Source organism: Variovorax sp. LjRoot175, assembly GCF_964253805.1.
Taxonomy (GTDB): domain Bacteria; phylum Pseudomonadota; class Gammaproteobacteria; order Burkholderiales; family Burkholderiaceae_C; genus Variovorax.
Genome location: NZ_CAXURY020000001.1, coordinates 1,223,403 through 1,246,557 on the forward strand (window position 1 = coordinate 1,223,403; position 23,155 = coordinate 1,246,557).

20 protein-coding genes and 1 pseudogene are annotated in these 23,155 nt (G+C 68.1%); 8 read left to right on the forward strand and 13 right to left on the reverse strand.

Annotated features, from left to right (window positions below; genetic code table 11):
• Position 1: 1 nt before the first annotated feature.
• Positions 2–912: pseudogene (locus ACSQ89_RS06185) on the reverse strand (tannase/feruloyl esterase family alpha/beta hydrolase); the annotation flags it as partial.
• Between the two features lie 545 nt (positions 913–1,457).
• Between ACSQ89_RS06185 and ACSQ89_RS06190 the strand changes: the two are divergent.
• Complete coding sequence (locus ACSQ89_RS06190; protein WP_436296144.1) at positions 1,458–3,287, forward strand: pectate lyase; 1,830 nt, start codon at positions 1,458–1,460, stop codon at positions 3,285–3,287.
• Between the two features lie 65 nt (positions 3,288–3,352).
• On the opposite strand, the gene ACSQ89_RS06195 is transcribed toward ACSQ89_RS06190, so the two are convergent.
• From ACSQ89_RS06195 to ACSQ89_RS06205, 3 genes are read right to left on the reverse strand one after another with little or no spacing between them, the layout of a single operon-like run.
• Positions 3,353–4,132, reverse strand: coding sequence for a plasmid replication/partition related protein (locus ACSQ89_RS06195; RefSeq protein WP_093109008.1), 780 nt, complete (start codon positions 4,130–4,132; stop codon positions 3,353–3,355).
• A gap of 33 nt (positions 4,133–4,165) precedes the next feature.
• Positions 4,166–5,005 (reverse strand): GNAT family N-acetyltransferase, encoded by an 840-nt coding sequence (locus tag ACSQ89_RS06200; RefSeq protein ID WP_436293901.1) that lies wholly within the window; start codon positions 5,003–5,005, stop codon positions 4,166–4,168.
• Complete coding sequence (locus ACSQ89_RS06205; RefSeq protein WP_436293900.1) at positions 5,006–6,796, reverse strand: acyclic terpene utilization AtuA family protein; 1,791 nt, start codon at positions 6,794–6,796, stop codon at positions 5,006–5,008.
• A gap of 130 nt (positions 6,797–6,926) precedes the next feature.
• Here ACSQ89_RS06205 and ACSQ89_RS06210 point away from each other — a divergent pair, with 130 nt between their 5' ends.
• From ACSQ89_RS06210 to ACSQ89_RS06220, 3 genes are read left to right on the forward strand one after another with little or no spacing between them, the layout of a single operon-like run.
• Entirely contained in the window at positions 6,927–8,102 is a 1,176-nt protein-coding gene (locus ACSQ89_RS06210; RefSeq protein WP_436293899.1) for an acyl-CoA dehydrogenase family protein, read from the forward strand.
• Between the two features lie 18 nt (positions 8,103–8,120).
• Positions 8,121–9,740, forward strand: a complete 1,620-nt coding sequence (locus ACSQ89_RS06215) for an acyl-CoA carboxylase subunit beta (RefSeq protein WP_436293898.1) — start codon at positions 8,121–8,123, stop codon at positions 9,738–9,740.
• Positions 9,741–9,743: 3 nt separating this feature from the next.
• Positions 9,744–11,714, forward strand: coding sequence for an acetyl-CoA carboxylase biotin carboxylase subunit (locus tag ACSQ89_RS06220; RefSeq protein ID WP_436296145.1), 1,971 nt, complete (start codon positions 9,744–9,746; stop codon positions 11,712–11,714).
• A gap of 1 nt (position 11,715) precedes the next feature.
• Here the strand turns inward: ACSQ89_RS06220 and ACSQ89_RS06225 are convergent, their stop codons facing one another.
• The 5 genes from ACSQ89_RS06225 to ureE form a co-directional block, all read right to left on the reverse strand.
• Complete coding sequence (locus tag ACSQ89_RS06225) at positions 11,716–12,408, reverse strand: aspartate/glutamate racemase family protein (protein ID WP_436293896.1); 693 nt, start codon at positions 12,406–12,408, stop codon at positions 11,716–11,718.
• 41 nt (positions 12,409–12,449) lie between these two features.
• The gene (locus ACSQ89_RS06230; RefSeq protein ID WP_093109002.1) at positions 12,450–12,719 is read right to left on the reverse strand and encodes a hypothetical protein; all 270 of its coding nucleotides are present in this window, start codon (positions 12,717–12,719) and stop codon (positions 12,450–12,452) included.
• Between the two features lie 151 nt (positions 12,720–12,870).
• On the reverse strand, positions 12,871–13,521 hold the full coding sequence (ureG, locus tag ACSQ89_RS06235) for an urease accessory protein UreG (protein ID WP_093109001.1): 651 nt from the start codon (positions 13,519–13,521) through the stop codon (positions 12,871–12,873).
• A 6-nt stretch (positions 13,522–13,527) separates the two neighbouring features.
• Positions 13,528–14,217, reverse strand: a complete 690-nt coding sequence (locus ACSQ89_RS06240) for an urease accessory protein UreF (RefSeq protein WP_093109000.1) — start codon at positions 14,215–14,217, stop codon at positions 13,528–13,530.
• On the reverse strand, positions 14,217–14,789 hold the full coding sequence (gene ureE / locus ACSQ89_RS06245; RefSeq protein WP_436293895.1) for an urease accessory protein UreE: 573 nt from the start codon (positions 14,787–14,789) through the stop codon (positions 14,217–14,219). Before ureE ends, ACSQ89_RS06240 begins: the two co-directional genes overlap by 1 nt.
• 75 nt (positions 14,790–14,864) lie before the next feature.
• Between ureE and ACSQ89_RS06250 the strand changes: the two genes are divergently transcribed.
• Both ACSQ89_RS06250 and ACSQ89_RS06255 read left to right on the forward strand, forming a co-directional pair.
• A complete protein-coding gene (locus tag ACSQ89_RS06250; RefSeq protein ID WP_093108998.1) occupies positions 14,865–15,089 on the forward strand; it encodes an AbrB/MazE/SpoVT family DNA-binding domain-containing protein in 225 nt (74 codons plus the stop codon).
• Positions 15,086–15,478, forward strand: coding sequence for a type II toxin-antitoxin system death-on-curing family toxin (locus ACSQ89_RS06255; RefSeq protein ID WP_436293894.1), 393 nt, complete (start codon positions 15,086–15,088; stop codon positions 15,476–15,478). Before ACSQ89_RS06250 ends, ACSQ89_RS06255 begins: the two co-directional genes overlap by 4 nt.
• A gap of 6 nt (positions 15,479–15,484) precedes the next feature.
• On the opposite strand, the gene ureC is transcribed toward ACSQ89_RS06255, so the two are convergent.
• The 4 genes from ureC to ACSQ89_RS06275 all read right to left on the reverse strand — a co-directional run bounded on the left by ureC (position 15,485) and on the right by ACSQ89_RS06275 (position 18,518).
• Positions 15,485–17,203 (reverse strand): urease subunit alpha, encoded by a 1,719-nt coding sequence (gene ureC / locus ACSQ89_RS06260; RefSeq protein WP_436293893.1) that lies wholly within the window; start codon positions 17,201–17,203, stop codon positions 15,485–15,487.
• Between the two features lie 2 nt (positions 17,204–17,205).
• A complete protein-coding gene (locus ACSQ89_RS06265; protein ID WP_093108995.1) occupies positions 17,206–17,511 on the reverse strand; it encodes an urease subunit beta in 306 nt (101 codons plus the stop codon).
• Between the two features lie 88 nt (positions 17,512–17,599).
• Positions 17,600–18,196, reverse strand: coding sequence for a HupE/UreJ family protein (locus tag ACSQ89_RS06270; RefSeq protein ID WP_436293892.1), 597 nt, complete (start codon positions 18,194–18,196; stop codon positions 17,600–17,602).
• A 19-nt stretch (positions 18,197–18,215) separates the two neighbouring features.
• Positions 18,216–18,518, reverse strand: coding sequence for an urease subunit gamma (locus ACSQ89_RS06275; RefSeq protein WP_093108993.1), 303 nt, complete (start codon positions 18,516–18,518; stop codon positions 18,216–18,218).
• Positions 18,519–18,572: 54 nt separating this feature from the next.
• Here ACSQ89_RS06275 and ACSQ89_RS06280 point away from each other — a divergent pair, with 54 nt between their 5' ends.
• The gene (locus ACSQ89_RS06280; protein WP_244503942.1) at positions 18,573–22,106 is read left to right on the forward strand and encodes a hybrid sensor histidine kinase/response regulator; all 3,534 of its coding nucleotides are present in this window, start codon (positions 18,573–18,575) and stop codon (positions 22,104–22,106) included.
• Entirely contained in the window at positions 22,103–23,116 is a 1,014-nt protein-coding gene (locus ACSQ89_RS06285; protein ID WP_436293891.1) for a response regulator, read from the forward strand. The genes ACSQ89_RS06280 and ACSQ89_RS06285 overlap by 4 nt, the downstream gene beginning before the upstream one ends.
• Positions 23,117–23,155: the final 39 nt, after the last annotated feature.

Here is a 23,155-nt window from a genome sequence, read left to right on the forward strand (position 1 = left end):
GCTATCGGCACGCGAAGCTGGAGGCCGATTCGATGCTGTCGCCTACGTAGGCCGCCGTTTTTGGATACGGGCACAGCGGCGGCGTGCGATCGGCCGACCAGTCGGCAGGCAATTCGGTGTTGACCACATTGGCGCCCGCCCCGCGAGCCGCGGCAATGATCGCCGTAGGCGCCTTGCCCTGTTCCACCCACGACGAGCGGCGTCAGCATGTCGAACTGGTCGGTGGCTGGGCCGCGCCCGCAATGATTCATGCCGGGCACCGGAAAGAAGCGAGCAAAGCCGGATGCATCGCCGCCGTTCGCCGCGCGCAATTGCTCGTACCAACTTGTCGTGTCGTCCGACGAGAACACCGCATCGCTGGTGCCGTGATAGACGATGAGCTTGCTGCCGCGGTCGCGAAGCGCGGAAAGGTTGCTCGGGTTCGGCGGCGTCATGAAGGACATCGATGACTCGGTGTAGAGCGCAGTGCTCGCGAAGATGCTCGGCGCATCGATGTCCATGCTGAATCCGAGCGCGAAATCGATGCCCGGACGGGCGGCTCGGTCCCAGCGGCGGGGTGCTGAAAACGAAGCCGACCGCGGTATCCAGGCTTTGCGAATAGGAGAACTCCCACTGGCGCCAGTCGGCACGGTTGATGCCGGCATCGTAGGGAAAGCTGCTGTAGATCGCCGTGCCCGCGCTGTTCCTCGCGCCGGAGAAGACGTTGTCGAGCACGCTCTTTTGCGCGGCCGTGAGGCAGCTGCCGTCGCGCGCGCTGCCGCATGTGGGTACGGCGGTGGCCAGATCGAATGCCTGTTTGCACATCTGGACGTCCGCGACCATCCCGTCCGCCGCTCCGTCCAGCGCGTCGCAACGCGCGAGCACCGAGTTGGCCACCGTGTTCATCTCCGCTTGCGTGAAGGCGGACCGCACGGCCCTCTGAGGTGAGGCGGTTCGTGGGCCATCGATGTGACCGGGAAAACAGGGCTCGTCTTCAATGCCGACGGGGCGAGCATCTTGGACTCCTGGCCCGGGGTGGACCCGGGTAGCTATAAAGTTATTTCAAATAATCAATATAGTTTTCAGAGATAACTAAAAAATAGGGAAACCCCGCAGGACCTCGGTCGACACGGCGGCCGCGCGATGGCGTATCACACGTCTATGTCGTCTGATGTCATAGGTGTGCAGACGGACCTGATCCGCAGCCGTTGATTGCACTTCAGTGGCGGGCGTACTGTGCCAGTCATGGTTTCCACCAGTCCTGACCGGAAGCTCAAGTCATACGATGACCGACGACATGCTGCACCGTGGCGCCAAGAATCATGACAACCAAGCGTTCCGGCGCACATGCCGTCGAAACCGTGCCGTGCGCTCGCCGCCCGGCCGGGTCTCGTCCACGGCCCGATCCCCGGCCACCAGGGCATGAGATTCCCCCGGTGTTACCGGAGGTGGGCGAATCCACCTTTTGAGGAGCAGCGATGAAACGCAGAAGATTCGTGATGTCCGGACTCAGCCCGCTGGCCCTGGCCGCCTGCGGTGGCGGCGGCGATGGCGGGGCCCCAGCCCTTGCCAGCGCCGGGAGCTCGAAACCCGACGCTGTCGCGGACGAGAAACCTGATGCCGCAGACAAGTTCCGCAAGCGCGTCCGCTCGGCGCTGCGGCAAGCGGTCCGCTTCATGGACGAAGAAGTGTCTTACCGAGGCGGCTACGTCTGGGCCTACCTGCCCGACCTGTCGGTCAGCTGGGGCGAGATGGAGGCCAAGCGCACCATGTGCTGGATCCAGCCGCCCGGCACGCCTTCGGCCGGCCACGCCTTCCTAGACGCCTACCACGCGACCGGCGACGAGCTCTTCTACAAGGCCGCCGAGCGCACCGCGCTTGCGCTGATTGCGGCGCAGCATCCGGCCGGCGGCTGGAACTACATCCATGACTTCGCCGGCGAGGCCTCGCTCAAGCATTGGTACGAGACGATCGGCGCCAACGGCTGGCGGCTCGAGGAGTTCCAGCACTACTACGGCAACGCGACCTTCGACGACGCGGGCACCGCGGTGGCGTCGCAGTTCCTGCTGCGCATGTACCTCGAGAAGCGCGATCGGCGCTTCCGCGGCCCGCTGTACAAGGCGATCGACTTCGTGACCGGCGCGCAGTTCAGCAGCGGCATCGCCGACGGCGGCTGGCCGCAACGTTATCCGCCGTTCCCGGGCTCGGTCTCGGCGATGCCGCTGCCCAACCCGCAACAGCTGCCGCCCGGCGCGACCCAGGGCATGGAAGACGGCGACTACACGCGCCAGATCACGTTCAACGACGACGTGGCCGGCGAGAACATCAAGTTCATGCTGATGTGCGTGGTGGGACTCGGCGAGACCCGCTTGATCGAACCGGTGCAGCGCGCGATGCAATGCCTGCGGCGCCTGCAGCAGCCGGGGCCGCAGGCCGGCTGGGCGCTGCAGCACCTGACCGAGGACCGCGACGGCCGCTCGGCCGGGGCGCCGGCCGGCGCGCGCACCTACGAGCCGCGCTCGCTCGCGACGCACACGACGCAGACCAACGTGCTGCAGCTGTTCCACTACTTCCGGCTGACCGGCGACAGGACGTTCCTGGCGCGGGTGCCGGAAGCGATCGCGTGGCTCAACAGCTGCAAGCTGACGCCCGAGATGATTGCCGACAACCCGCAGCTCGCCGGACGCACGCATCCCACCTTCATCGAACTGGGGACGAACCAGCCGCGCTTCGTCCACCGCTATGGCTCGAACATCTGGAACGGCGCGTACTACTTCGATCACGACCATCGCGCCACGCTCAGCCACTACTCGGCGGGCCGCAGCGTCAACATCGGCAGTCTTCAGACAACCTACGACCAGCTCGCGTCGATGAGCGATGCCGCGATCGCCGAGATGACTGCGGGGTCGCCGCTGAAGGTCAGCAGGCCGAGAGACCTGCCGAAGTACTTCTCGCTGCGCGAAGTCGACTTCCCCGACCTGTTCGCGGGCGCGACGATGACCAGCCCGACGGTCACCGAGGCGCAGGCACAGGCGGTGGTCGACGCGCTCGGCGACAAGGACTATTGGCTCTCGCCGATCGCGTTCGTCACCAACCCGTTCCGCGGCAACGGCCCCACCACGCCGTATACGGGCGACGCCTACCGCAGCAAGCACGTGGGCGACGTCTACGACACCTCGCCGTACGACCCGCTCACCCCGCCCGGGATCGAGCCCTACCAGCCGCGCGAGCGGCCGCTGGGCATCTCGACCAGCGACTTCGTCGCCAACGCGGGCAAGCTGGTCGCGTTCCTCGCTCCGGTGGTGTGAGAGCGGGGCGGGTGAATCCGCTGTAACAGAAAGGCTGGTGCAGCAGAGGGGCACCAGCCTTTCGGCTAGCCCGTCCGCTGCGCCTGCAGCAGATCGGCCACTTGCCTGCGCAAGTCTTCGTTCTCGGCCGTCAGTTCGGCCACGCGCTGTTCCAGCCGTTGCACGAGATCGGGCTTTGCCGAGTCGTCGGATGGCGCCGATTCTTCGCGCGGCTTGCGCCTGGCCTCGCGGACACGCTTTGCGACCTGCTTCAGTTCATCCTTGCCGGCGATTGCGGCAGCCACCTGTTCTTCGGCCGGCAAGCTCGCCACGGCCGCCGCGGCATTGATCGAGATCGTGCCGGACTTGACGGCCGCCACCAGCTCGGGCGCGGCCTGCTTGCGGATCTTCTCGATCATCACCACCTGGCTGCTGCTGATGCGCGCGGCCTTGGCGACGGCTTCACGGCTGTTCAACGGCGCGGACGAGTCTGCCGAGGTCTGAACCTCTGCCGGCGCGGTCGCTGCCGGCGTGCGGGCCTGCCGTTCGGCCACGATCTCCTTCTTTCTGAGCGCCAGCACGCCTCGCAGGAAGTCCGAGACGCTGCGTCGGCCCAGGTGCTGGTCGATCATCCACAGGTGCACGTCCTCGATGGATTGGAAGCGCGTGTTCTGCACTGTCTGGAACGGCAGCCCGTGCTTCTGGCAGATGCCGTAGCGGTTGTGGCCATCTACCAGGACATCGCCCCACAGCACCAGTGCATCGCGACAGCCTTCGGCCAGGATGCTTCGCTCCAGCGCTTCGTGTTCCTCGGGGGTCAACGGGTCGATATAGGTTCTTAGTTCTTCGTTGACGACGATATTCATGGATGCGGGATCAGGGATAGGGGCGGCATTCTCTCAGAGCGCGAGTTGCATCTCCACCTGACGGATGCCGGTTGCCAGCCCGCGCGCGGTCGCCGCGCGAAACAGGGCGCTGTCCGGCGGCTCGTCGACCAGCCGCCATGTCGTGCCGACGCGCGCGCAGGCGAGGGCGTCCAGCAGATCGGAAGCCGCGGCCTCGTCGAGCGCGCCGGCATCGAGCAGCGCGCTGTTCTCGCTGCCTTCGAGATAGACGGCGTAGCCGACGATGGCGGCGTCCCGCTGCACGCCGAGGGCTACTGCCCCCTCGGTCGCGACGGCGCCCAGCACCGTGGGGATTTCGCGGCGCCAGGTCGGACGTGTGTCCGCATTGCACAGCGCATGCGCGGATGCGAGGGCGGCAGCGTCGAGCGCCATACCGGCAGATGCGCGGCCTTGCGCAAGTGTTCCCTCCAGAACCACCAAGGGCCGAATCTCCGCGAAGCCCGCCTTGCGGTACAGCATGCGGGCCGGGTTCTGCTCGATGACCTCGAGGACGATTTCGCGCATCCCCGCGTCCGACAAGGCCGAGATCTGTGCCTCGAGCAGCGCCCTTGCCAGCCCTCGGCCCCGCTGCGCGCCGGCGATGCCGAAGCCGGCCAAGTAGGCACGCTCCTGCTTGCGGCCCACGAGCGAAATGCCATGGAGCGCGTCGCCGATCAGGAGCAGCCTGGAAAGGTCCAGGTCGGCGCTCGCGCGCCGCAGATGTCTCTCGAAGAGCGGTTCGGTGAAGGCGATCGGAACGAAGTAGTTTTCGTAGGCGCGATTCCAGAGCGCGGTGAGTTCGCTGCGGCCGAATTCGGCGGCGGGGGCGAAGCGGGTGTCGGGCCTGCTCTGCATTCAAAGCCCCGCGGCCAGCGAACGCGGAACCTTGATCCGCATGTCCAGCAGCATCTGCCCCATGCCCTTGCCGAGCGGATCCATGCGCATCGATGAAGGCCCGCCGCCGTCGAGCGCATCGTGCAGCAGCAGGTTCATCGCGGCGATGCCGGGCAGGTAGAAGCGTTCCACCTTGCCGTGAACCAGGTGCGCGAAATAGGCGCCCACGGCATCGGGCGTCACGCGTTCCCACAGCAGCGGCAGCCATTCGGGGCGGCGTGCGACCAGGCCGATGTTCGAGAGGTTGCCCTTGTCGCCGCTGCGCGCCCAGGCGAGCTGGATGAGGCGCACTTCCTCCATCGGCTCATCGGGATCGATCCATGGAGAGGGCGTTGGCACATCGGGCGCGACGCCGTCGCCCGTTCCCGCCGGAACGGGCACCGCATGCCGCTCGCCGTCGAGCACGAAGGCGACCGGCACCGCCTCTTTCTCCAGCAGAAAAGAGAAGGGCTCGATCAGAGGCGACACCGAAGGCCGCCCGCCGCCCGGGCCCGTGGTGCCGGGCGCCCACGAGGTGCCCGCCGGCGCGATCTCGCGCGCGAACATCGCGAGCGCGGCCTTCTGCGGATGATTGGCCACCACCCGCATCATGACCTCGCGCGACGCCCGCGTGCACGCATGCGGGCCGTAGAGCGACTCGGCGCCGATCACTTCGATGTAGGTGGAGGTGAAGGGCGGCTGCCCGCTCTCGCGCAGGATGCGGCCGGTGCGCTCGATGATCGCCTCGGCCGTGCGTCGGGCCTTCTTCTCGGCATCGATGCCGACGATCACCAGGCTGCCCGCGCAGCGGTAGCCACCCTGCTGGGTCGCCGAAACCTTGTAGCTCGGCGTCGGCGGGCGTCCTTTGGCAGGACTCACGCGCACGCGGTTCTCTCCCTGCTGCTCGATCACGACCTCGCGGAAGTCGCAGCTCACGTCCGGTAGCAGATAGGCGCCGGGGTCGCCGATCTCGTAGAGCAGTTGCTCGGCCACCGCCGCGCGGACCACCTTGCCGCCGGTGCCCTCGGGCTTGGTCAGGACGAAGCTGCCGTCGGCATGGCACTCGACGATCGGGTAGCCGATGTTTGCCCAGTCCGGGATCTCTTCCCAGTCGGTGTGCAGGCCGCCGGTCGCCTGGCAGCCGCACTCGATGATGTGGCCGGCGAGGCTGCCGGAGGCCAGCAGGTCGAAGTCGTCGTGGGTCCAGCCGAATTCGTGCATCAGCGGCCCCAGCGTCACGGCGCTGTCGACGCAGCGTCCGGTGATCACCACCTCGGCACCGGCCGCCAGCGCGGCGGCGATCGGCGCCGCGCCGAGGTAGGCGTTGGCGCTCAGCACCTTCTCGGGCAAGGCTTCGCCGCTGAACATGTCCTGGATGCCGCGCTTGCGCACGGCCGGCATCTGCGCGCCGATGTCGTCGCCCTCGACCACGGCGATGCGCAGCGCGATGCCTTCGGCCTCGGCCATGGCCTGCAGCGCGGCCGCGCAGCCGTGCGGATTGATGCCGCCCGCGTTGCTGATCACCTTGATCCCTTGCCGCTTCACCTCGCCGAGCACCGCCTTCATCGCGATGTCGACGAAGTCGGTGGCCCAGCCCAGCTGGGGCTGCTTGGCGCGCGCCGCCGCCAGGATGGCCATCGTGGTCTCGGCCAGGTAGTCGAACACCAGGTAGTCGAGCCGCCCTCCCTTCACCAGTTGCGGCGCGGCCACCATGCTGTCGCCCCAGAAGCCGGAGGCGCCGCCGATGCGGACGATCTTGCTGCTGCTTGTCATGGAGATGCAGCTTAGCGATCCGCCGCGCGCTGCGCTTGCGTCAACTCGCTAGTGGACCAGGGCCGCAGCCACTACGCGCAAGACCTGGGCGCGCCGGGCCGCTAGCCTTGGTCGCGACAAGGAGTCGTCAATGGACTTTCTCGATGCGCCGCCGCTGCCCTTCTATTTCAGTCCCGATCACGAGCAGTTCCGCGCCAGCGTCCGCGACTTCATCTCGCGCGAGATCACGCCCAACGTGAACGCGTGGGACGAGGCCGAGACCTTTCCGCGCTCGCTCTATGCGCGCTCGGCCGAACTCGGCATCCTGGGGCTGGGCTATCCGGAGGAATACGGCGGCACGCCGGCCGACGTGTTCTACCAGCTCGTGGTGGCCGAGGAGTTCGCGCGCTGCGGTTCTGGCGGCGTGCAGGCCTCGATGAACTCGCACGGCATCGCGCTGCCGCCGATTCTTGCCGCGGGCAGCGAAGAGTTGAAACGCCGCGTCATCCCGCCGGTGCTCGCGGGCCGCAAGATTGCTGCGCTGGCCGTCACCGAGCCCTCGGGCGGCTCCGACGTGGCCAACCTGAAGACCACCGCGATCCGCGACGGCGATCACTACATCGTGAACGGCGAGAAGACCTTCATCACCTCGGGCGTGCGCGCCGACTTCATCACGACTGCGGTGCGCACCGCCCCGAAGGTCTTGGGCGCCGGCGGCATCTCGGCGCTGGTGATCGAGGGTGGCACGCCGGGGCTTACCCGCACGCCGCTCAAGAAGATGGGCTGGTGGAGTTCCGACACCGCGCACCTTCGCTTCGACGACTGCCGGGTGCCGGTGGCCAACCTCGTGGGCGAGGAGAACCGCGGCTTCAAGCTCTTCATGCGCAACTTCAACACCGAGCGCCTGCTGATGGCGTCGCTGGCCTGCGGCTATGCCGAGGTCTGTCTGGAGGAGGCTGTGGACTGGGCGCGCCAGCGCACGATCGGCGGCACGGCGCTGTCCGAGCGGCAGGTGGTGCGCCACAAGCTGATGGACATGACCCTGCGCATCGACGCCGCGCGCACGCTCGTCTACGACCTGGCCTACCGCATCGAGCACCAGCTCGCCGATCCGGCGCAACTGGTGGCGCGCATCTGCCTGGCCAAGGTCCAGGCGACGCAGGCCATGCAGTTCTGCGCCGACCAGGCGGTGCAGCTGCTGGGCGGCATGGGCTACATGCGCGGCACGAAGAGCGAGCGCATCTACCGCGAGGTCAAGGTGATGATGATCGGCGGCGGATCGGAAGAGGTCATGAAGGACCTGGCCGCGCGGCAGCTGGGCCTTTGAGGCGCAAGGAAAAAGAACATGGCAAGCATCGAGTCGACCATCTATCCCGACGGCGAATCCTTCCAGGCCAACCGCGAGGGCATGCTGGCCCTGCTCGAACGCGTGCGCGCCTGCGAGCAGCGCAGCGCGGCGAGCTCGGCCCGATCGCGCGAGCGCTTCGAGCAACGCGGCCAGCTGCTGCCGCGCGATCGGGTTTCGCTGCTGCTCGATCCGGGCTCGCCTTTTCTCGAAATCGCATCGCTGGCCGGTCTCGGCCTGGACAAGCCCGAGCTCGACCAGAGCGTGCCGGGCGGCGGCATCATCGGCGGCATCGGCTGGGTCTCGGGCGTGCGCGTAATGGTCAATGCCTCCGACTCAGGCATCGATGCCGGCGCGCTGCAGCCCATGGGCCTCGACAAGGCGCTGCGCATGCAGGAGCTCGCGCTCGAGAACAAGCTGCCTTACGTCCAGCTGGTCGAGAGCGCAGGCGCCAACCTGCTCACCTACAAGGTCGAGGAGTTCATCAAGGGCGGCAGCCTGTTCCGCAACCTCGCGCGCATGTCGGCGGCCGGCCTGCCGGTGATCACGGTGACGCACGGCTCCTCCACCGCTGGCGGCGCCTACCAGACGGGCCTGTCGGACTACATCGTGATGGTGCGGGGCCGCTCGCGCGCCTTTCTCGCCGGGCCGCCGCTGCTGAAGGCCGCGACCGGCGAGATCGCGACCGAGGAGGAGCTAGGCGGCGCCCTCATGCACACCTCGATCTCGGGCCTCGGTGACTACCTGGCCGAAGACGACCGCGACGCGATCCGCATCGCGCGCGAGATCCTCGCCCACATCGACTGGAACCGCGAGCTGCCGGCCGAGGCGCCGCGCCGCTTCAAGCCGCCGCGCCACGACGCCGAGGAGCTGCTGGGCATCATGCCCATGGATCCCAAGCGCCCGGTCGACATGCGGCAGGTGATCGCGCGCATCGCCGACGACTCCGAGTTCCTGGCCTTCGGCGAGAACTACGGCAGCGCCACCGTGGTCGGCCACATCAAGATCGAGGGGCTGCCGCTCGGCGTCGTCACCAACAACGGCCCCATCGACAGCGCCGGCGCCAACAAGGCAACCCACTTCATCCAGGCCTGCTGCCAGGCACGGACGCCGATCCTCTACCTCAACAACACGACCGGCTACATGGTCGGCAAGGCGCATGAGGAGGCCGGCATGATCAAGCACGGCTCCAAGATGATCCAGGCCGTGACCAACGCCACCGTGCCGCAGATCACGCTCTATTGCGGCGCCTCCTACGGCGCCGGCAACTACGGCATGTGCGGGCGCGGCTTCCATCCGCGCTTCTGCTTCTCGTGGCCCAACGCGAGGACGGCCGTGATGGGCGCCGAGCAGGCGGCCGGCACCATGGTCATGGTCACCGAGGCCGCGATGAAGCGCAAGGGCGCGGTGGACCAGGCCAAGCTCGACGAGCTGGAGCGCCGCATCATCGAGCGCTTCGAGAGCCAGACCAGCGTGTTCACCACCAGCGCGCGCCTGCTCGACGACGGCGTGATCGATCCGCGTGACACGCGCGCCGTGATCGCCCAGGTGCTCTCGATCTGCCGCGATGCCGAGCTGCGCCGGCCGCAGGCGATGCAGTTCTCCGTGGCGCGTCCCTGAGTCATGGCCATGCCATCCACGCCCTTCCACAAGATCCTCATCGCCAACCGCGGCGAGATCGCGCTGCGCATCATCCGCAGCGCGCGTGCCCTCGGCTTTCGCACCGTGGCCGTGTATTCCACCGCCGATGCCGATGCGCGCCACGTGCAGGAGGCCGACCAGGCGGTCTGCATCGGCGAGCCCTTGCCGTCGCAGTCGTACCTGTGCATCCCGGCGATTCTCGAAGCGGCCGCATTGGCGGGCGCGGACGCGGTGCATCCGGGCTACGGCTTCCTGGCCGAGAACGAAGCCTTCGCCCGTGCCTGCAAGAAGGCCGGCCTGGTGTTCATCGGCCCTTCGCCCGAGGCGATCGCCGCGATGGGCCACAAGGCCGGTGCCAAGACATTGATGCAGGCCGCCGGCGTGCCCTGCATTCCGGGCTACCAGGGCGACGACCAGAGCGATGCACGCTTCGCCGCGGAAGCCGAGCGCATCGGCTTCCCGGTGATGATCAAGGCCGCCGCCGGCGGCGGCGGGCGCGGCATGCGGCTGGCGCCCTCGGCGAAGGCGTTTCCCGCGCTGCTGCAGAGCGCGCGCTCCGAAGCGGAAGCTGCCTTCGGCAACCCGGAGCTCATCCTCGAGCGCGCGATCGTCGCGCCGCGCCACATCGAGATCCAGGTCTTCGCCGACCGCCACGGCCATGCCATCCATCTCGGCGAGCGCGACTGCTCGGTGCAGCGCCGCCACCAGAAGATCATCGAGGAGGCGCCCTCGCCGGCGGTGGATGCGGTGCTGCGCGAGCGCATGGGTGCGACGGCCGTAGCGGCAGTGAAGGCCATCGGCTACGAGGGCGCGGGCACGCTCGAATTCCTGCTCGACGGCGAGGGCAACTACTACTTCATGGAGATGAACACGCGGCTGCAGGTGGAGCATCCGGTCACCGAGGCCATCACCGGACTCGACCTGGTGGAGCTGCAGCTGCGCGTGGCGGCCGGCGAGCCCTTGCCGCTCGCGCAGGCGGAGGTGCGCTTCGACGGTCACGCGATCGAGGTCCGCCTCTGTGCAGAAGATGTTGCGCAAGGCTTCATGCCCCAGAGCGGCACCATGGCGCTGTGGCAGATGCCGCCGCAGTTGCGCGTGGAAGATGCGCTGCGCTCGGGCGCCGAGATTCCGCCCTTCTACGACTCGATGATCGCCAAGCTCATCGCGCACGGCCGCACGCGCGAGGAGGCGCGGCGCAAGCTGATGGCCGGCCTCGAGGATGCGGTGGCGCTGGGCGTGACGACCAATCAGCTCTTCCTGCAGCGCTGCCTTGCGCACCCGGTGTTCGCGGCCGGCGGTGCGAGCACCGCCTTCATCGACCAGCAGCAGGAAGAGCTGCTCGCATCGGACAGCGCCACGCAGGACCGTGCCGCCGCGCTCGCGGCCGTGCTGCTCTGCGACGTTGCCGGAGAGCGGCCGTCCCAAGGGCGCCCCCTGACGCACACGCTGCCGATCTCGCTGCGCCTCACGCTCGACGGCCGGATGCTCGGCGCCGGCGTCGTGCGTGCGCATCCCGATCGGTTCAGCGTGGGCATCGACGAAAGCGTCTTCGAGATCGATCGAGTCGAACGGGTGCAGACTTCGGTGCGCTTCGTCTGCAACGGCCTGGCCGAGCGCGCGGTCTGCCATCGCGACGGCCCCCTGCTGCTCCTGCACTACCGGGGCCGCCAATTGCGCGTGGAAGACCACACGCGCGCGGCCGCGCTCAAGTCCGGTGACGCAGCCGGCGACGGCAAGCTGCGCGCATCGATGAACGGCCGCGTGGTCGCGGTGATGGTGGCTGTCGGCGACAGCGTCGAGGCCGGCCAGCCCATGGTGACCCTGGAAACCATGAAGATGGAGCACGTGCATGCGGCGCCGTCGTCGGGCCGGGTGACGGCATTGCATGTGAAGACCGGCGACCAGGTCGCGGCCAGCCGCGTGGTGGCCGAACTGGCGATCGAGGCGCCCTGAACTAGGCCTGCACCGCCCGACGCAGCGCTGCCCGCGCCAGAAGGCGCGTGGAGTCGAGCAGCGGCAGCGGTGAATTGGTGTCGTTGACGATCAACGGAATCTCGGTGCAGCCGAGGATGACGGCATCGCAGCCCTCGTCCTTCATGCGCCCGATGAGCTGCTGGAAGCGGGCCACCGCCTCGGGCTTGAACACGCCGTAGACCAGCTCGTCCATGATGATGCGCTGGATGTCGTCGCGTTCGGCATCGCTCGGCCGCATGCAGGCCAGCCCGCGCGCCGCCAGCTTTTCGGGATAGACCTCGCTGTCGACCAGCCAGCGCGTGCCGGTCAGGCCGAGCCGGCGATAGCCGCGTTCGACGGCCTCGGCCGCAACCACTTCGGCGATGTGCAGCCAGGGCAGCGGCGAGCGCGCTTCGATGAGCGGCAGCGCCTGGTGGATGGTGTTGTCGGGGCAGACCAGGAAGTCGGCGCCGGTCTTCGCGAGCTTGCGGGCAGAGGCGAGCATCAGGTCGCCCACGCCCTGCAGGTCGCCGCGGTCCAGGAACTCGACGTACTCGGCGAGCGAGGGCGTGTGCATCGAGACCTCGGGATGGGCATGCGGGCCCAGAAGCTGCGCGCCTTCGGCGCAAATGGTCTTGTAGCAAAGGGCCGCGCCTTCGGCGGAGCAGCCGACGATTCCGATGTGCTGGGGCATGGCCGGATTCTCCACCGGCGAAGGCGCAGGCCGCCTTCCCGCTAGAAACCGCTGGCCTGGAAGTCCGTGCTGTGCAGGCAGATGGCGGCCATCGGGTTCTCGCGGTAGCGGGCGGTCGCCAGCGCGTCGATGGAGTCGGCGTTCTCCGCATAGGCGCGCACCAGTTCGGTGTCGCCCTCAGGTGCATGGAAGCGGGCGTGCAGCGCCTCTTCGTCGATCCGGGCAATGATGCGTGCGCCGTCGTACCCGTCGGGGTAGATCGCGAACTGGACGCTGCTGGTCGCGGGATGGAAGGTTGCTTCGGAGGCCATAGGAACTTTCGTATTCGTTACGGAAGTGTCGGATTTCCGGGCTCTGCAAGAAATAAGCCCGAAGCTCTATGACGTCTCGAAGATGTGATGCATTTCTCGAATCGCCGCGACAAATGGGGGCTGAAGCGCTCTCGTCTATGCGTGCGCCCGCTCAGTCGCCGACGAGCATTCCGCGCTCTTCGATGAAGGCCACGACCTCGGCCAGACCGGTGTGGGTCTTGAGGTTGGTCATCACGAAGGGCCGCTGCTTGCGCATGCGTCGGGTGTCGGCCTCCATCACCCCGAGGTCGGCGCCCACGTAGGGCGCGAGGTCGGTCTTGTTGATCACGAACAGGTCGCTCTTGGTGATGCCGGGGCCACCCTTGCGCGGGATCTTCTCGCCGGCCGCGACGTCGATCACGTAGATCGTGAGGTCGCTGAGTTCGGGGCTGAAGGTGGCGGCCAGGTTGTCGCCGCCGCTCTCGACGAAGACCACGTCGGCGTCGGGGAACTCGCCCAGCATGCGATCGATGGCTTCGAGATTGATCGAGGCGTCCTCGCGGATCGCGGTGTGCGGGCAGCCGCCGGTCTCCACGCCCATGATGCGCTCGGCCGGCAATGCGCCAGCCACCGTCAGCAGGCGCTGGTCTTCCTTGGTGTAGATGTCGTTGGTGATGGCGATCAGGTCGTACTTGTCGCGCATCGCCTTGCAGAGCATCTCGAGCAGCGTGGTCTTGCCGGAGCCGACCGGCCCGCCGATGCCCACGCGCAGCGGCGGCAGTCTCTTGGTGCGGTGGGGGATGTGGTGCAGGGCGGAGGACATGATGGTTCAGCTTCTAAAGAGGCGCGAATACTGGGTTTCGTGGCGCGCCGACAGCACGGCGAGCATGGGGGAAAAGGCCTGGCGTTCATCATCCGCCAGTGTGAGCGCACTCTCGACTGCTGTGGGAATTTCCGCGGCCAGCCGGCCTAGCATGCGCTGGCCGGCGCTTTGCCCCAGCGGCACGGCCTTGACCGCCGCCGCCACCATGTTCTCGGCCCAGCCGAAGGCGAAGGCCAGGCAGGCGTCGCGCACCGGTGCTCCGGTGCGGCTGGCGGCGAAGGCGAAGGCTACGGGATAGCTTGCGGGCAGGCTGTCGAAGACGCTCGCGGCGTCGGCATGGTGCAGCTTGAGCCATTCGACGAAGGAACGGCCCATCTGCTCGGTCTGCAGCAGGAACTCGGCGGATTCGCGGGTCTGGAACACCCAGTCGTTGAGCGCGCGGATGCGTGCCGTGTCGCCGCTGCGCCAGGCGGGAACCGCCTGCGCCACGACCGCGAGGTCGGCGCGCGCCAGGCTCAGATGGAGCTGGTCGGCCAGCCAGTCGGAGGCCGCCGCTTCGGTGGCGAGGCCGGCCCATTCGATGCCCGCTTCCAGCCCCTCCGAATAGGAGAAGCCGCCGACGGGCAGCGCCGGCGAGGCCAGCCAGATCAGCTGCAGTAAGCTGGCAGCGGACAGGGCGCCCGGCGCGTCGTCCATCAGTGCGAGTGGCCGTGGGAATGACCGTGATCGTGCGCATGCGGCGCCGCGTAGGCGTCCGGATGCAGCACCGGCCCCACCGGCGCGGCGCCATGCGAATGCCCATGGCCGCCGCCATGCGCGCCATACGCACCGCCTTCGGGTTCGAAAGCCTCCTCGGCTTCGCGCACGATCAGGTGCATCGAGCGCAGCATGCCGGCCAGCACGTGGTCGGGTTCGATCTTCAGGTGGTCGGGCTTGAGCTCGATCGGCACATGCCGGTTGCCCAGGTGGTAGGCCGCGCGCGTCAGGTCGAAGGGCGTGCCGTGCTCGCTGCAATGCGTGATCACCAGCACCGGCTGTTTGGCTGCGATCACCTTGATCAGCGAGCCGTCTTCGGCCACCAGCACATCGCCGCCGCGCACCGCGGTGCCGCGCGGCAGGAACACGCCGATCTGCCGGCCTTGCGAATCGGTGGCATCGAAGCGGCTCTTCTGGCGCACGTCCCAGTGGAGTTCGACGGTCGCGGCGCGCTTGAGCAGCACCGGCGCGAGGCCGCCGCCTTGGGGCATGAGTTTGTTGGCTGTGAGCATGGGCAATGTAGAAGGGCTTGATGCCGCGGTTGATCCTCGATAATATAACAACAGTTATAACTTCAGGGAATCGCGATGTCGGCGCTCAAACTAACGCAAATTGGTAACTCCGTGGGCGTGATCCTGCCCAAGGAAGTGCTGGCCCGCTTGAAGGTCGAGAAGGGGGACACGCTGTTCATGACCGAGGCTGCAAACGGTGTGACGCTGACACCGTACGACCCCGACGTGGAGGAGCAACTGAAACTGGGGCGCGAGTTCATGCGTGAGTTTCGGGACACGTTCCATCAGCTCGCCAAATGAGGGAGTGGCGCTGGATCGACCAGCGGTCTCTGATGCTGTTGCACGACGAGAGCCTGGCGGAGCATGGCGGTGCCCCAGGCTTGCGTGATGAAGGGTTGTTCCAGTCTGCATTGGCGCGGCCCCGCAATCTGGTTGCCTGCGGCAAGCCTGATCTCGCCGATCTGGCTGCAGCCTACGGCGTCGGGCTTGCCAAGAATCATCCATTTGTCGATGGCAACAAGCGCGCTGCGTTCCTTGCTGTGGGTTTGTTTCTCGCACTGAATGGTCAGCGATTGGTTGCTGCTCAAGCTGAAGCGACCTTGGTGATGTTCGACGTCGCCGCCAGCGCGATCGACGAGCTAGGCTTCGCCGCCTGGATTCGAGAGCACTTGCAGGCGCGAACCGGCTGAGCTGCTTCAGAACAAAAAGTACCGCTGCGCCATCGGCAGCGAAACCGCCGGATCGCAGACGAGCAGCTGCCCGTCGGCGCGCACCGCATAGGTCTGCGCATCGATCTCCATCTTCGGCGTGTAGGCGTTGTGCACCATGTGCTGCTTGCGGATGCCGCGGATGTTCTTCACCGCGCTCAGGGTCTTGGCAAGCCCGTAGCGCTCGCCGATGCCGGCGGCCAGGCCGGCCTGCGAGACGAAGGTCAGCGAGCTCTTCGCCAGCGAGCCGCCGAAGGCGCCGAACATCGGGCGGTAGTGCACCGGCTGCGGTGTCGGAATGGATGCGTTGGGATCGCCCATCGCGGCCATCGCGATCGTGCCGCCCTTCAGGATCGCGAAGGGCTTGACGCCGAAGAAGGCCGGCTTCCACACCACCAGGTCGGCCCACTTGCCGACCTCGATGCTGCCCACCTCGTGCGCGATGCCGTGCGCGATGGCGGGGTTGATCGTGTACTTGGCGACGTAGCGCTTGGCGCGGAAGTTGTCGTTGCGCGCGCCGTCTTCCGGCAGCTTGCCGCGCTGGCCCTTCATCTTGTGGGCGGTCTGCCAGCAGCGGATGACGACCTCGCCGACCCGGCCCATGGCCTGGCTGTCGGAGCTGAACATGCTGATCGCGCCGAGGTCGTGCAGGATGTCTTCGGCCGCGATCGTTTCCTTGCGGATGCGGCTTTCGGCGAAGGCCAGGTCTTCAGGGATGCCGGCATCGAGGTGATGGCACACCATCAACATGTCGACGTGTTCGTCGAGCGTGTTCACGGTGTAGGGCATGGTGGGGTTGGTGGAGGAGGGCAGGAAGTTCGGCTCGCCCACCACGCGCAGGATGTCGGGCGCATGGCCGCCGCCCGCGCCTTCGGTGTGGAAGGCGCAGATCGCGCGGCCCTTCACGGCCGCGATGGTGTTCTCGACGAAGCCGGATTCGTTCAGCGTGTCGCTGTGGATCGCGACCTGCGTGTCGGTGGCGTCGGCCACGTCGAGACAGTTGCTGATCGCCGCCGGCGTGGTGCCCCAGTCTTCATGCAGCTTGAGGCCCATGACGCCGGCATCGATCTGCTCGTGCAGCGCAGCCGGCAGGCTCGCGTTGCCCTTGCCGAGGAAGCCGAGGTTCATCGGAAAGGCGTCGGCCGCCTGCAGCATGCGCTCGATGTGCCAGGGCCCCGGCGTCGCGGTGGTCGCGAAGGTGCCGGTTGCGGGGCCGGTGCCGCCGCCGAGCATGGTGGTGACGCCGGACGCGAGCGCCTCTTCGATCTGCTGCGGGCAGATGAAGTGGATGTGGCTGTCGATGCCGCCGGCGGTGACGATGTTGCCCTCGCAGCTGATGACCTCGGTGCCCGGGCCGATGACGATGTCCACGCCAGGCTGCACGTCCGGGTTGCCGGCCTTGCCGATCGCGACGATGCGACCGCCCCGAAGGCCGATGTCGGCCTTGACGATGCCCCAGTGGTCGAGGATCAGCGCGTTGGTCATCACCGTGTCGACCGTGCCCTCGGCCCTCGTGCGCTGCGACTGCGCCATGCCGTCGCGGATGGTCTTGCCGCCGCCGAACTTGACCTCCTCGCCGTAGCCGCCGGCGCGCAGGGTGTAGTCCTCTTCCACCTCGATCACGAGATCGGTGTCCGCCAGGCGCACGCGGTCGCCCACGGTGGGGCCGAAGATTTCGGCGTAGGCACGCCGGCCGATCGTTGCCATGTTTAGAGCTTTCCTTGAACCAGTCCGCGGAAACCGTAGACGAGACGGTCGCCGGCGAAATCCACCAGTTCGACCGTGCGCTGCTGCCCCGGCTCGAAGCGCACCGCGGTGCCCGAGGCGATGTTCAGGCGCATGCCGCGCGCAGCCTCGCGGTCGAAGCCCAGCGCGCCGTTGGTCTCGGCGAAGTGGTAGTGCGAGCCGACCTGGATCGGACGGTCGGCGGTGTTCTGCACCACCAGCGTGATCGCGCGGCGGCCGGGATTGAGGACGTGATCGCCTTCGTCGGTGATGAGTTCGCCGGGAATCATGATGCCTCCGCCGCCGGGCCGCCCCAAGGCGGAGGCGCCTCCCCCTCGGGGGGTGGCGAAGCACACGAAGTGGCAAGCCGGGGGGCGGTCATACAACGCCGCCGAGCAGTGCAACGCCGAAGATCGCCACCGCTGCGCCCGCAACGCGCGGCACCCAACGGTTCGCATGGCGCAGCGACCAGCCGATCGCGATGCCGGCCGCATGCAGCAGCACCGTCGCAGCGAGCATGCCGGCCAGGGTGAGCGCGGCACCGGATTCGCCTGCCAGCTCTTGACCATGCGCGACGCCATGGAACACGGCGAACAGGCCGACCAGCGCGGCGGCGGCCAGCGCCGGCAGGTGGCGCTGCGTGACGACCAGCAGGCCCAGCACCAGCAGCGACGCAGCGATCATGGGCTCGACGACCGGGAGTTGCACGCCCGCCAACCCGAGCAACGCGCCGGCCAGCAGCATCAGCGCGAAGCCCAGCGGCGCCCACAGCAGGTCGGGCCAGGCACGGCGCGCGGTGAGCGCGCTCCACAGGCCGACCGCCACCATCGCAGCCAGGTGGTCAAACCCCGTCAGCGGGTGCAGGAAGCCGGACATGAATCCGTGGTGCAGGCTGGCATCGGCGCCGGTGTGGGCGGCCGCGGCCAACGGCAGCGCCGCAATCAAGAGCAGAGGGGCTTGGCGAAGAAGGCGCATGGTGGTGGCGGGTGGTTTTTCAAACGATGGGTTGGTGCACTGTCACGAGCTTGGTGCCGTCCGGAAAGGTGGCCTCGACCTGGATGTCCGGAATCATCTCGGCCACCCCGTCCATCACGTCGGCGCGCGACAGGACGCTGCGGCCCTCGCTCATCAGGGCGGCCACGCTCTTGCCGTCGCGCGCACCTTCCATCACGGCGGCCGAGATCAGCGCCACGGCTTCGGGGTAGTTGAGCTTCAGCCCGCGTGCGCGGCGCCGTTCGGCCAGCAGGGCGGCCGTGAAGATCAACAATTTGTCTTTTTCTCGCGGTGTCAGTTCCATGAGCGGCGATGTTGCAACACTCGTGCCGTGGCATGAAAGCTGCACTTTGAACCCGTGGACTCTACCGCCGTTCCCCCGCTCCCGAGCGACGAAGCGCCGCAGCGCATCGTCAAGGTTCGGCGCGACTACAACAGCTGGGTGGCGCGCGAAACGCTCGAGGACTATGCCCTGCGCTACACCCCCCAGCGCTTTCGGCGCATGTCGGAATGGCGCGTGGCGAGCACGGCCTTCGGCGGCGCGGCCTCCTTCCTGATCCTCGAAGCGGTCGGCGCCACGCTGCTGGTGCAGTACGGCTTCATCAATGCGGCCTGGGCGATCCTGGTCACCGGGCTCATCATCTTCCTGGCCGGCCTGCCGATCAGCGTCTATGCGGCGCGCTACGGCGTCGACATGGACCTGCTCACGCGCGGCGCCGGCTTCGGCTACATCGGCTCCACGCTGACCTCGCTGATCTACGCCTCCTTCACCTTCATCTTCTTCGCGCTCGAGGCGGCGGTGATGGCCTATGCGCTCGAGCTGGCGCTGGGCATCCCCGTGGTGTGGGGCTACCTGGTCTGCGCGCTGGTGGTGATTCCGCTGGTCACGCACGGCATCTCGGCCATCAGCCGGCTGCAGGTGTGGACCCAGCCGATCTGGCTCGTGATGCTGGTGGTGCCCTTCGGCTATGTGCTTGTGCGCGATCCTGGTGCGTTCGACGGCATCGTGCACTACAACGGCGTCAAGCCCGGCGCCATTGGATTCGATTTGCACCTGTTCGGTGCCGCCCTCACCGTCGGCATCGCGCTGATCACGCAGATGGGCGAGCAGGCCGACTACCTGCGTTTCATGCCGGTCCGCACCGCCGCCAACCGCGGGCGCTGGTGGGCCGGCGTGCTCGTCGGCGGGCCGGGCTGGGTGGTGCTGGGCGTGCTCAAGATGCTGGGCGGCGCGCTGCTCGCCTACCTCGCCATCGGCCACATGGTGCCGCCCGAGCGTGCGGTCGATCCCAATCAGATGTACCTGGCCGCCTACGAGTACGTGTTCCCCCAATACGGCTGGGCGGTGGCCGCGACGGCGCTGTTCGTCGTGATCTCGCAGCTCAAGATCAACGTCACCAACGCCTATGCGGGCTCGCTCGCCTGGAGCAATTTCTTCTCGCGCGTCACGCACAGTCATCCGGGCCGCGTGGTGTGGGTGGTGTTCAATGCGCTGATCGCCTTCATGCTGATGGAGATGAACGTGTTCGAGGCGCTGGGCGACGTGCTCGGCCTCTACGCCAACATCGCGATCGCCTGGATGATGGCGGTGGTGGCGGATCTCGTCGTCAACAAGCCGCTGGGCCTCTCGCCGCCGGGCATCGAGTTCAAGCGCGCGCACCTGTGGGACATCAACCCGGTCGGCGTCGGCGCGATGGCGCTGGCCTCGGCCCTGTCGATCACGGCGCACCTGGGTGTGTTCGGGCCGATGGCGCAGGCCTTCTCGGCGCTGATCGCGCTGGGCACCGCCTTCGTCGCGGCGCCGCTGATCGCCTGGGCCACGCGCGGCAAGTACTACATCGCGCGGGTGTCCGACGACTGCGGCTCGGCGCCTTTCGCACCGGCCACCGGCCGCGCGGCGGTGCGCTGGGCGCGCGTCGAATCGGAGGCCGGCAGCTACCGGCGCCTCAGCACGCAGCGCTGCGTGATCTGCGAGCGCGAGTACGAAGGCCCCGACATGGCGCACTGCCCCGCCTACCAGGGCGCGATCTGCTCGCTGTGCTGCACGCTCGACGCGCGCTGCGGTGATCTCTGCAAGCCGCAGGCGAGCCTCTCGGCGCAATGGTCGGGCGCGCTGCGCTGGCTGCTGCCGCGTCGCGTCTGGCCCTACCTCGATACCGGGCTCGGCCACTTCCTGCTGCTGATGCTGATCGTGGTGCCGCTCCTCGCCGCGGTCTTTGGCGTGCTCTACCAGCAGGAACTGCGCGGCCTGGGCGAAGGGGTGCTGGCCGAAGCGGCGAACCCCGCGCACCTGCGCTCGGGCTTTCTCAAGGCCTACATGGCGCTGCTGCTGATCGCCGGCATCGTCGCCTGGTGGCTGGTGCTCGCGCACCAGAGCCGCAAGGTGGCGCAGGAAGAATCGAACCGCCAGACCCACCTGCTGGTGCGCGAGATCGAGCTTCACCGCGAGACCGACCGCGCCTTGCAGGCCGCCAAGCAGACGGCCGAGCAGGCGCGCGAGCAGGCGGACCAGGCGAACCAGGCCAAGAGCCGCTACATCAGCGCCATCAGCCACGAGCTGCGCACGCCGCTCAACAGCATCCTGGGCTATGCGCAGCTGATGGGGGAAGACGCGGCCGTGCCGCCGCACCGGCAGCAGGCGGTGGCGGTCATCAAGCGCGGCGGCGAGCACCTGCTGTCGCTGATCGAAGGCACGCTCGACATCGCGCACATCGAGGCCGGCAAGCTCACGCTGCATGCCAGGCCGATGGAGTTCGCCGAGCTCATGAGCGAGCTGGCCGACATGTTCGAGCTGCAGGCGGCCGAGAAGGGCCTGGCCTTCCGCTTCGAACCCGCCGGCGAACTGCCCGAGCTGGTGCGCGCCGACGAGCGGCGCGTGCGGCAGATCCTCATCAACCTGCTGGGCAATGCGATCAAGTTCACCGCCAGCGGGCAGGTCACGCTGCGCCTGCGCTATGCGCGAGAGTTCGCGGCCATCGAGGTCGAGGACACCGGGCCCGGCATGTCGGCCGAGGAACTGAGCCGCATCTTCGAGCCCTTCGCGCGCGGCACGAGCGCCGGCCCGTCCGCGCCCGGCGCGGGCCTGGGCCTCACGATCGCGAAGATGCTGATCGACCTGATGGGCGGCGAGATGAGCGTGCAGAGCGCGCCCGGCGCCGGCTCGGTGTTTCGGGTGCGGCTGTTCCTGCCGCGCGTGCACGAGGCGCCCGTCGCCGGCGGGCGGCGCAAGATCGCGGCCGCGCCACGGCTGCGGCGCGGCTACGAAGGCCCGCGCCGTCGCCTGCTGGTGGTCGACAACGAAGAGGCCGACCGCGAACTGCTCGTGCACCTGCTCGCGCCGCTGGGCTTCGAGCTGCGCACGGCGGCCAGCGGCCATGATGCGCTGGACCTGATCGCCGCCGGCTGGCATCCCGACGCGATGTTCGTCGATCTCGCGATGCCCGGCATCGACGGCTGGGAAACCATCCGCCGCTCGCGCGCGCTCGGGCTCGCGCAGGCGTCCGTCGCAATCGTCTCGGCCAATGCCTTCGACAAGCGGCTGGACAACGACGTCGGCATCGCGCCCGAGGATTTCTTCGTCAAGCCGGTGCGCCACAGCGAGCTGCTCGACTGGCTCGAGCGCCGGCTCGCGCTGCGCTGGACCGACAGCGCCGTGGCACCGCCGCCGGCGCCCTCCCTGCCGGCGGCCGTGCTGCCCGATGCGGCCAGCCTGCGAGCGCTCGAAGAGGCCGTCGGCCTCGGCTACTTCCGCGGCATCATGAACCAGCTCGACGCCATCGATGCGGCCCAGCCCGAATGCGCGGGCTGGACGGCCGCGCAGCGCACCCTGGCGCGGCAGTTCCAGTTCGAGGCCATGAGCCGTGCCTTGAATTCGGCGGCGGGCACCTCATGAGCAGCGAGCCCCCACCACCCCTGGTGCACAGCCTGCGCGAGCACGCCGGCACCGGCGACCTGGTGCTGATCGTCGACGACGTGCCCGACAACCTCGCGGTCCTGCACGATGCACTCGACGAATCGGGCTATGCGGTGCTGGTCGCGACCAGCGGCGAGCAGGCCCTGCAGCGCGCGGCCCAGGCGCGCCCCGACATCGTGCTGCTCGACGCGATGATGCCGGGCATCGACGGCTTCGAAGTCGCGCGCCGCCTCAAGGCCGATGCCGCGACGGCCCACATCCCGATCGTCTTCATGACCGGTCTCACCGAGACCGAGCACCTGGTCGCGGCGCTGGAGGCCGGCGGCGTCGACTACGTCACCAAGCCGATCAAGCCCAAGGAAGTGCTGGCGCGCATGAATGTGCACCTGCAGGGCGCGCGCGCCGCGCGGCAGGCGGTGCAGCAGGCCGGGCAGGCACGCAATGCGCTCGATGCCTTCGGCTACGCGAGCTTCACCGTGCGCATGCCCGAGGGCAGGCTGATCTGGCAGACCGCGCTGGCGCGCGACCTGCTGCAGCGCTATTGCGCCACGGCCGCGCCGGCCACGCCGCCGGTGGTGCTCGAATGGCTGCGCCAGCACCTGCCCGACGCGCAGCAGCGCCAGGTCGAGCCGCCCGTACTCTCGATCGCGCACGGCGCCGCCAGCCTCAGCCTGCGGCTGCATCAGCAGACCGGGCACGACGAGGAGGGCGACGACTGGCTGATCATCATGCGCGAGGTCTCCGGCACCGCGGTGATCGAGGCCATGAGCCTGAGCCTGAAGCTCACTGCACGCGAGGCCGAGGTGCTGTACTGGGTGGTCAAGGGCAAGACCAACAAGGACATCGGCGAGATCCTGGGCAGCAGCCCGGCCACCGCCAAGAAGCATCTGGAGCGCGTGTACGTGAAGCTTGGCGTCGAGACCCGTACCGCGGCCGCCGGCGTAGCAATGAAACGCATTCGCGAGCTGCAGCCGCAGTTCGAAATATGAGCCGATGAATTGACGCCGGCCGCTCCTAGAATGCGCGGC

What these genes read in the sequence shown, in the direction of transcription:
- ACSQ89_RS06285 (WP_436293891.1), top strand. Translation starts at nt 22,103, where the DNA reads ATGAGCAGCGAGCCCCCACCACCCCTGGTGCACAGCCTGCGCGAGCAC.
- ACSQ89_RS06255 (WP_436293894.1), top strand. Translation starts at nt 15,086, where the DNA reads ATGAGGGAGTGGCGCTGGATCGACCAGCGGTCTCTGATGCTGTTGCAC.
- ACSQ89_RS06265 (WP_093108995.1), bottom strand. Translation starts at nt 17,511, where the DNA reads ATGATTCCCGGCGAACTCATCACCGACGAAGGCGATCACGTCCTCAAT.
- ACSQ89_RS06195 (WP_093109008.1), bottom strand. Translation starts at nt 4,132, where the DNA reads ATGAATATCGTCGTCAACGAAGAACTAAGAACCTATATCGACCCGTTG.
- ACSQ89_RS06205 (WP_436293900.1), bottom strand. Translation starts at nt 6,796, where the DNA reads ATGACAAGCAGCAGCAAGATCGTCCGCATCGGCGGCGCCTCCGGCTTC.
- ACSQ89_RS06190 (WP_436296144.1), top strand. Translation starts at nt 1,458, where the DNA reads ATGAAACGCAGAAGATTCGTGATGTCCGGACTCAGCCCGCTGGCCCTG.
- ACSQ89_RS06215 (WP_436293898.1), top strand. Translation starts at nt 8,121, where the DNA reads ATGGCAAGCATCGAGTCGACCATCTATCCCGACGGCGAATCCTTCCAG.
- ureG (WP_093109001.1), bottom strand. Translation starts at nt 13,521, where the DNA reads ATGTCCTCCGCCCTGCACCACATCCCCCACCGCACCAAGAGACTGCCG.
- ACSQ89_RS06270 (WP_436293892.1), bottom strand. Translation starts at nt 18,196, where the DNA reads ATGCGCCTTCTTCGCCAAGCCCCTCTGCTCTTGATTGCGGCGCTGCCG.
- ACSQ89_RS06275 (WP_093108993.1), bottom strand. Translation starts at nt 18,518, where the DNA reads ATGGAACTGACACCGCGAGAAAAAGACAAATTGTTGATCTTCACGGCC.
- ACSQ89_RS06200 (WP_436293901.1), bottom strand. Translation starts at nt 5,005, where the DNA reads ATGCAGAGCAGGCCCGACACCCGCTTCGCCCCCGCCGCCGAATTCGGC.
- ureC (WP_436293893.1), bottom strand. Translation starts at nt 17,203, where the DNA reads ATGGCAACGATCGGCCGGCGTGCCTACGCCGAAATCTTCGGCCCCACC.
- ACSQ89_RS06225 (WP_436293896.1), bottom strand. Translation starts at nt 12,408, where the DNA reads ATGCCCCAGCACATCGGAATCGTCGGCTGCTCCGCCGAAGGCGCGGCC.
- ACSQ89_RS06240 (WP_093109000.1), bottom strand. Translation starts at nt 14,217, where the DNA reads ATGGACGACGCGCCGGGCGCCCTGTCCGCTGCCAGCTTACTGCAGCTG.
- ACSQ89_RS06220 (WP_436296145.1), top strand. Translation starts at nt 9,744, where the DNA reads ATGGCCATGCCATCCACGCCCTTCCACAAGATCCTCATCGCCAACCGC.
- ureE (WP_436293895.1), bottom strand. Translation starts at nt 14,789, where the DNA reads ATGCTCACAGCCAACAAACTCATGCCCCAAGGCGGCGGCCTCGCGCCG.
- ACSQ89_RS06230 (WP_093109002.1), bottom strand. Translation starts at nt 12,719, where the DNA reads ATGGCCTCCGAAGCAACCTTCCATCCCGCGACCAGCAGCGTCCAGTTC.
- ACSQ89_RS06210 (WP_436293899.1), top strand. Translation starts at nt 6,927, where the DNA reads ATGGACTTTCTCGATGCGCCGCCGCTGCCCTTCTATTTCAGTCCCGAT.
- ACSQ89_RS06250 (WP_093108998.1), top strand. Translation starts at nt 14,865, where the DNA reads ATGTCGGCGCTCAAACTAACGCAAATTGGTAACTCCGTGGGCGTGATC.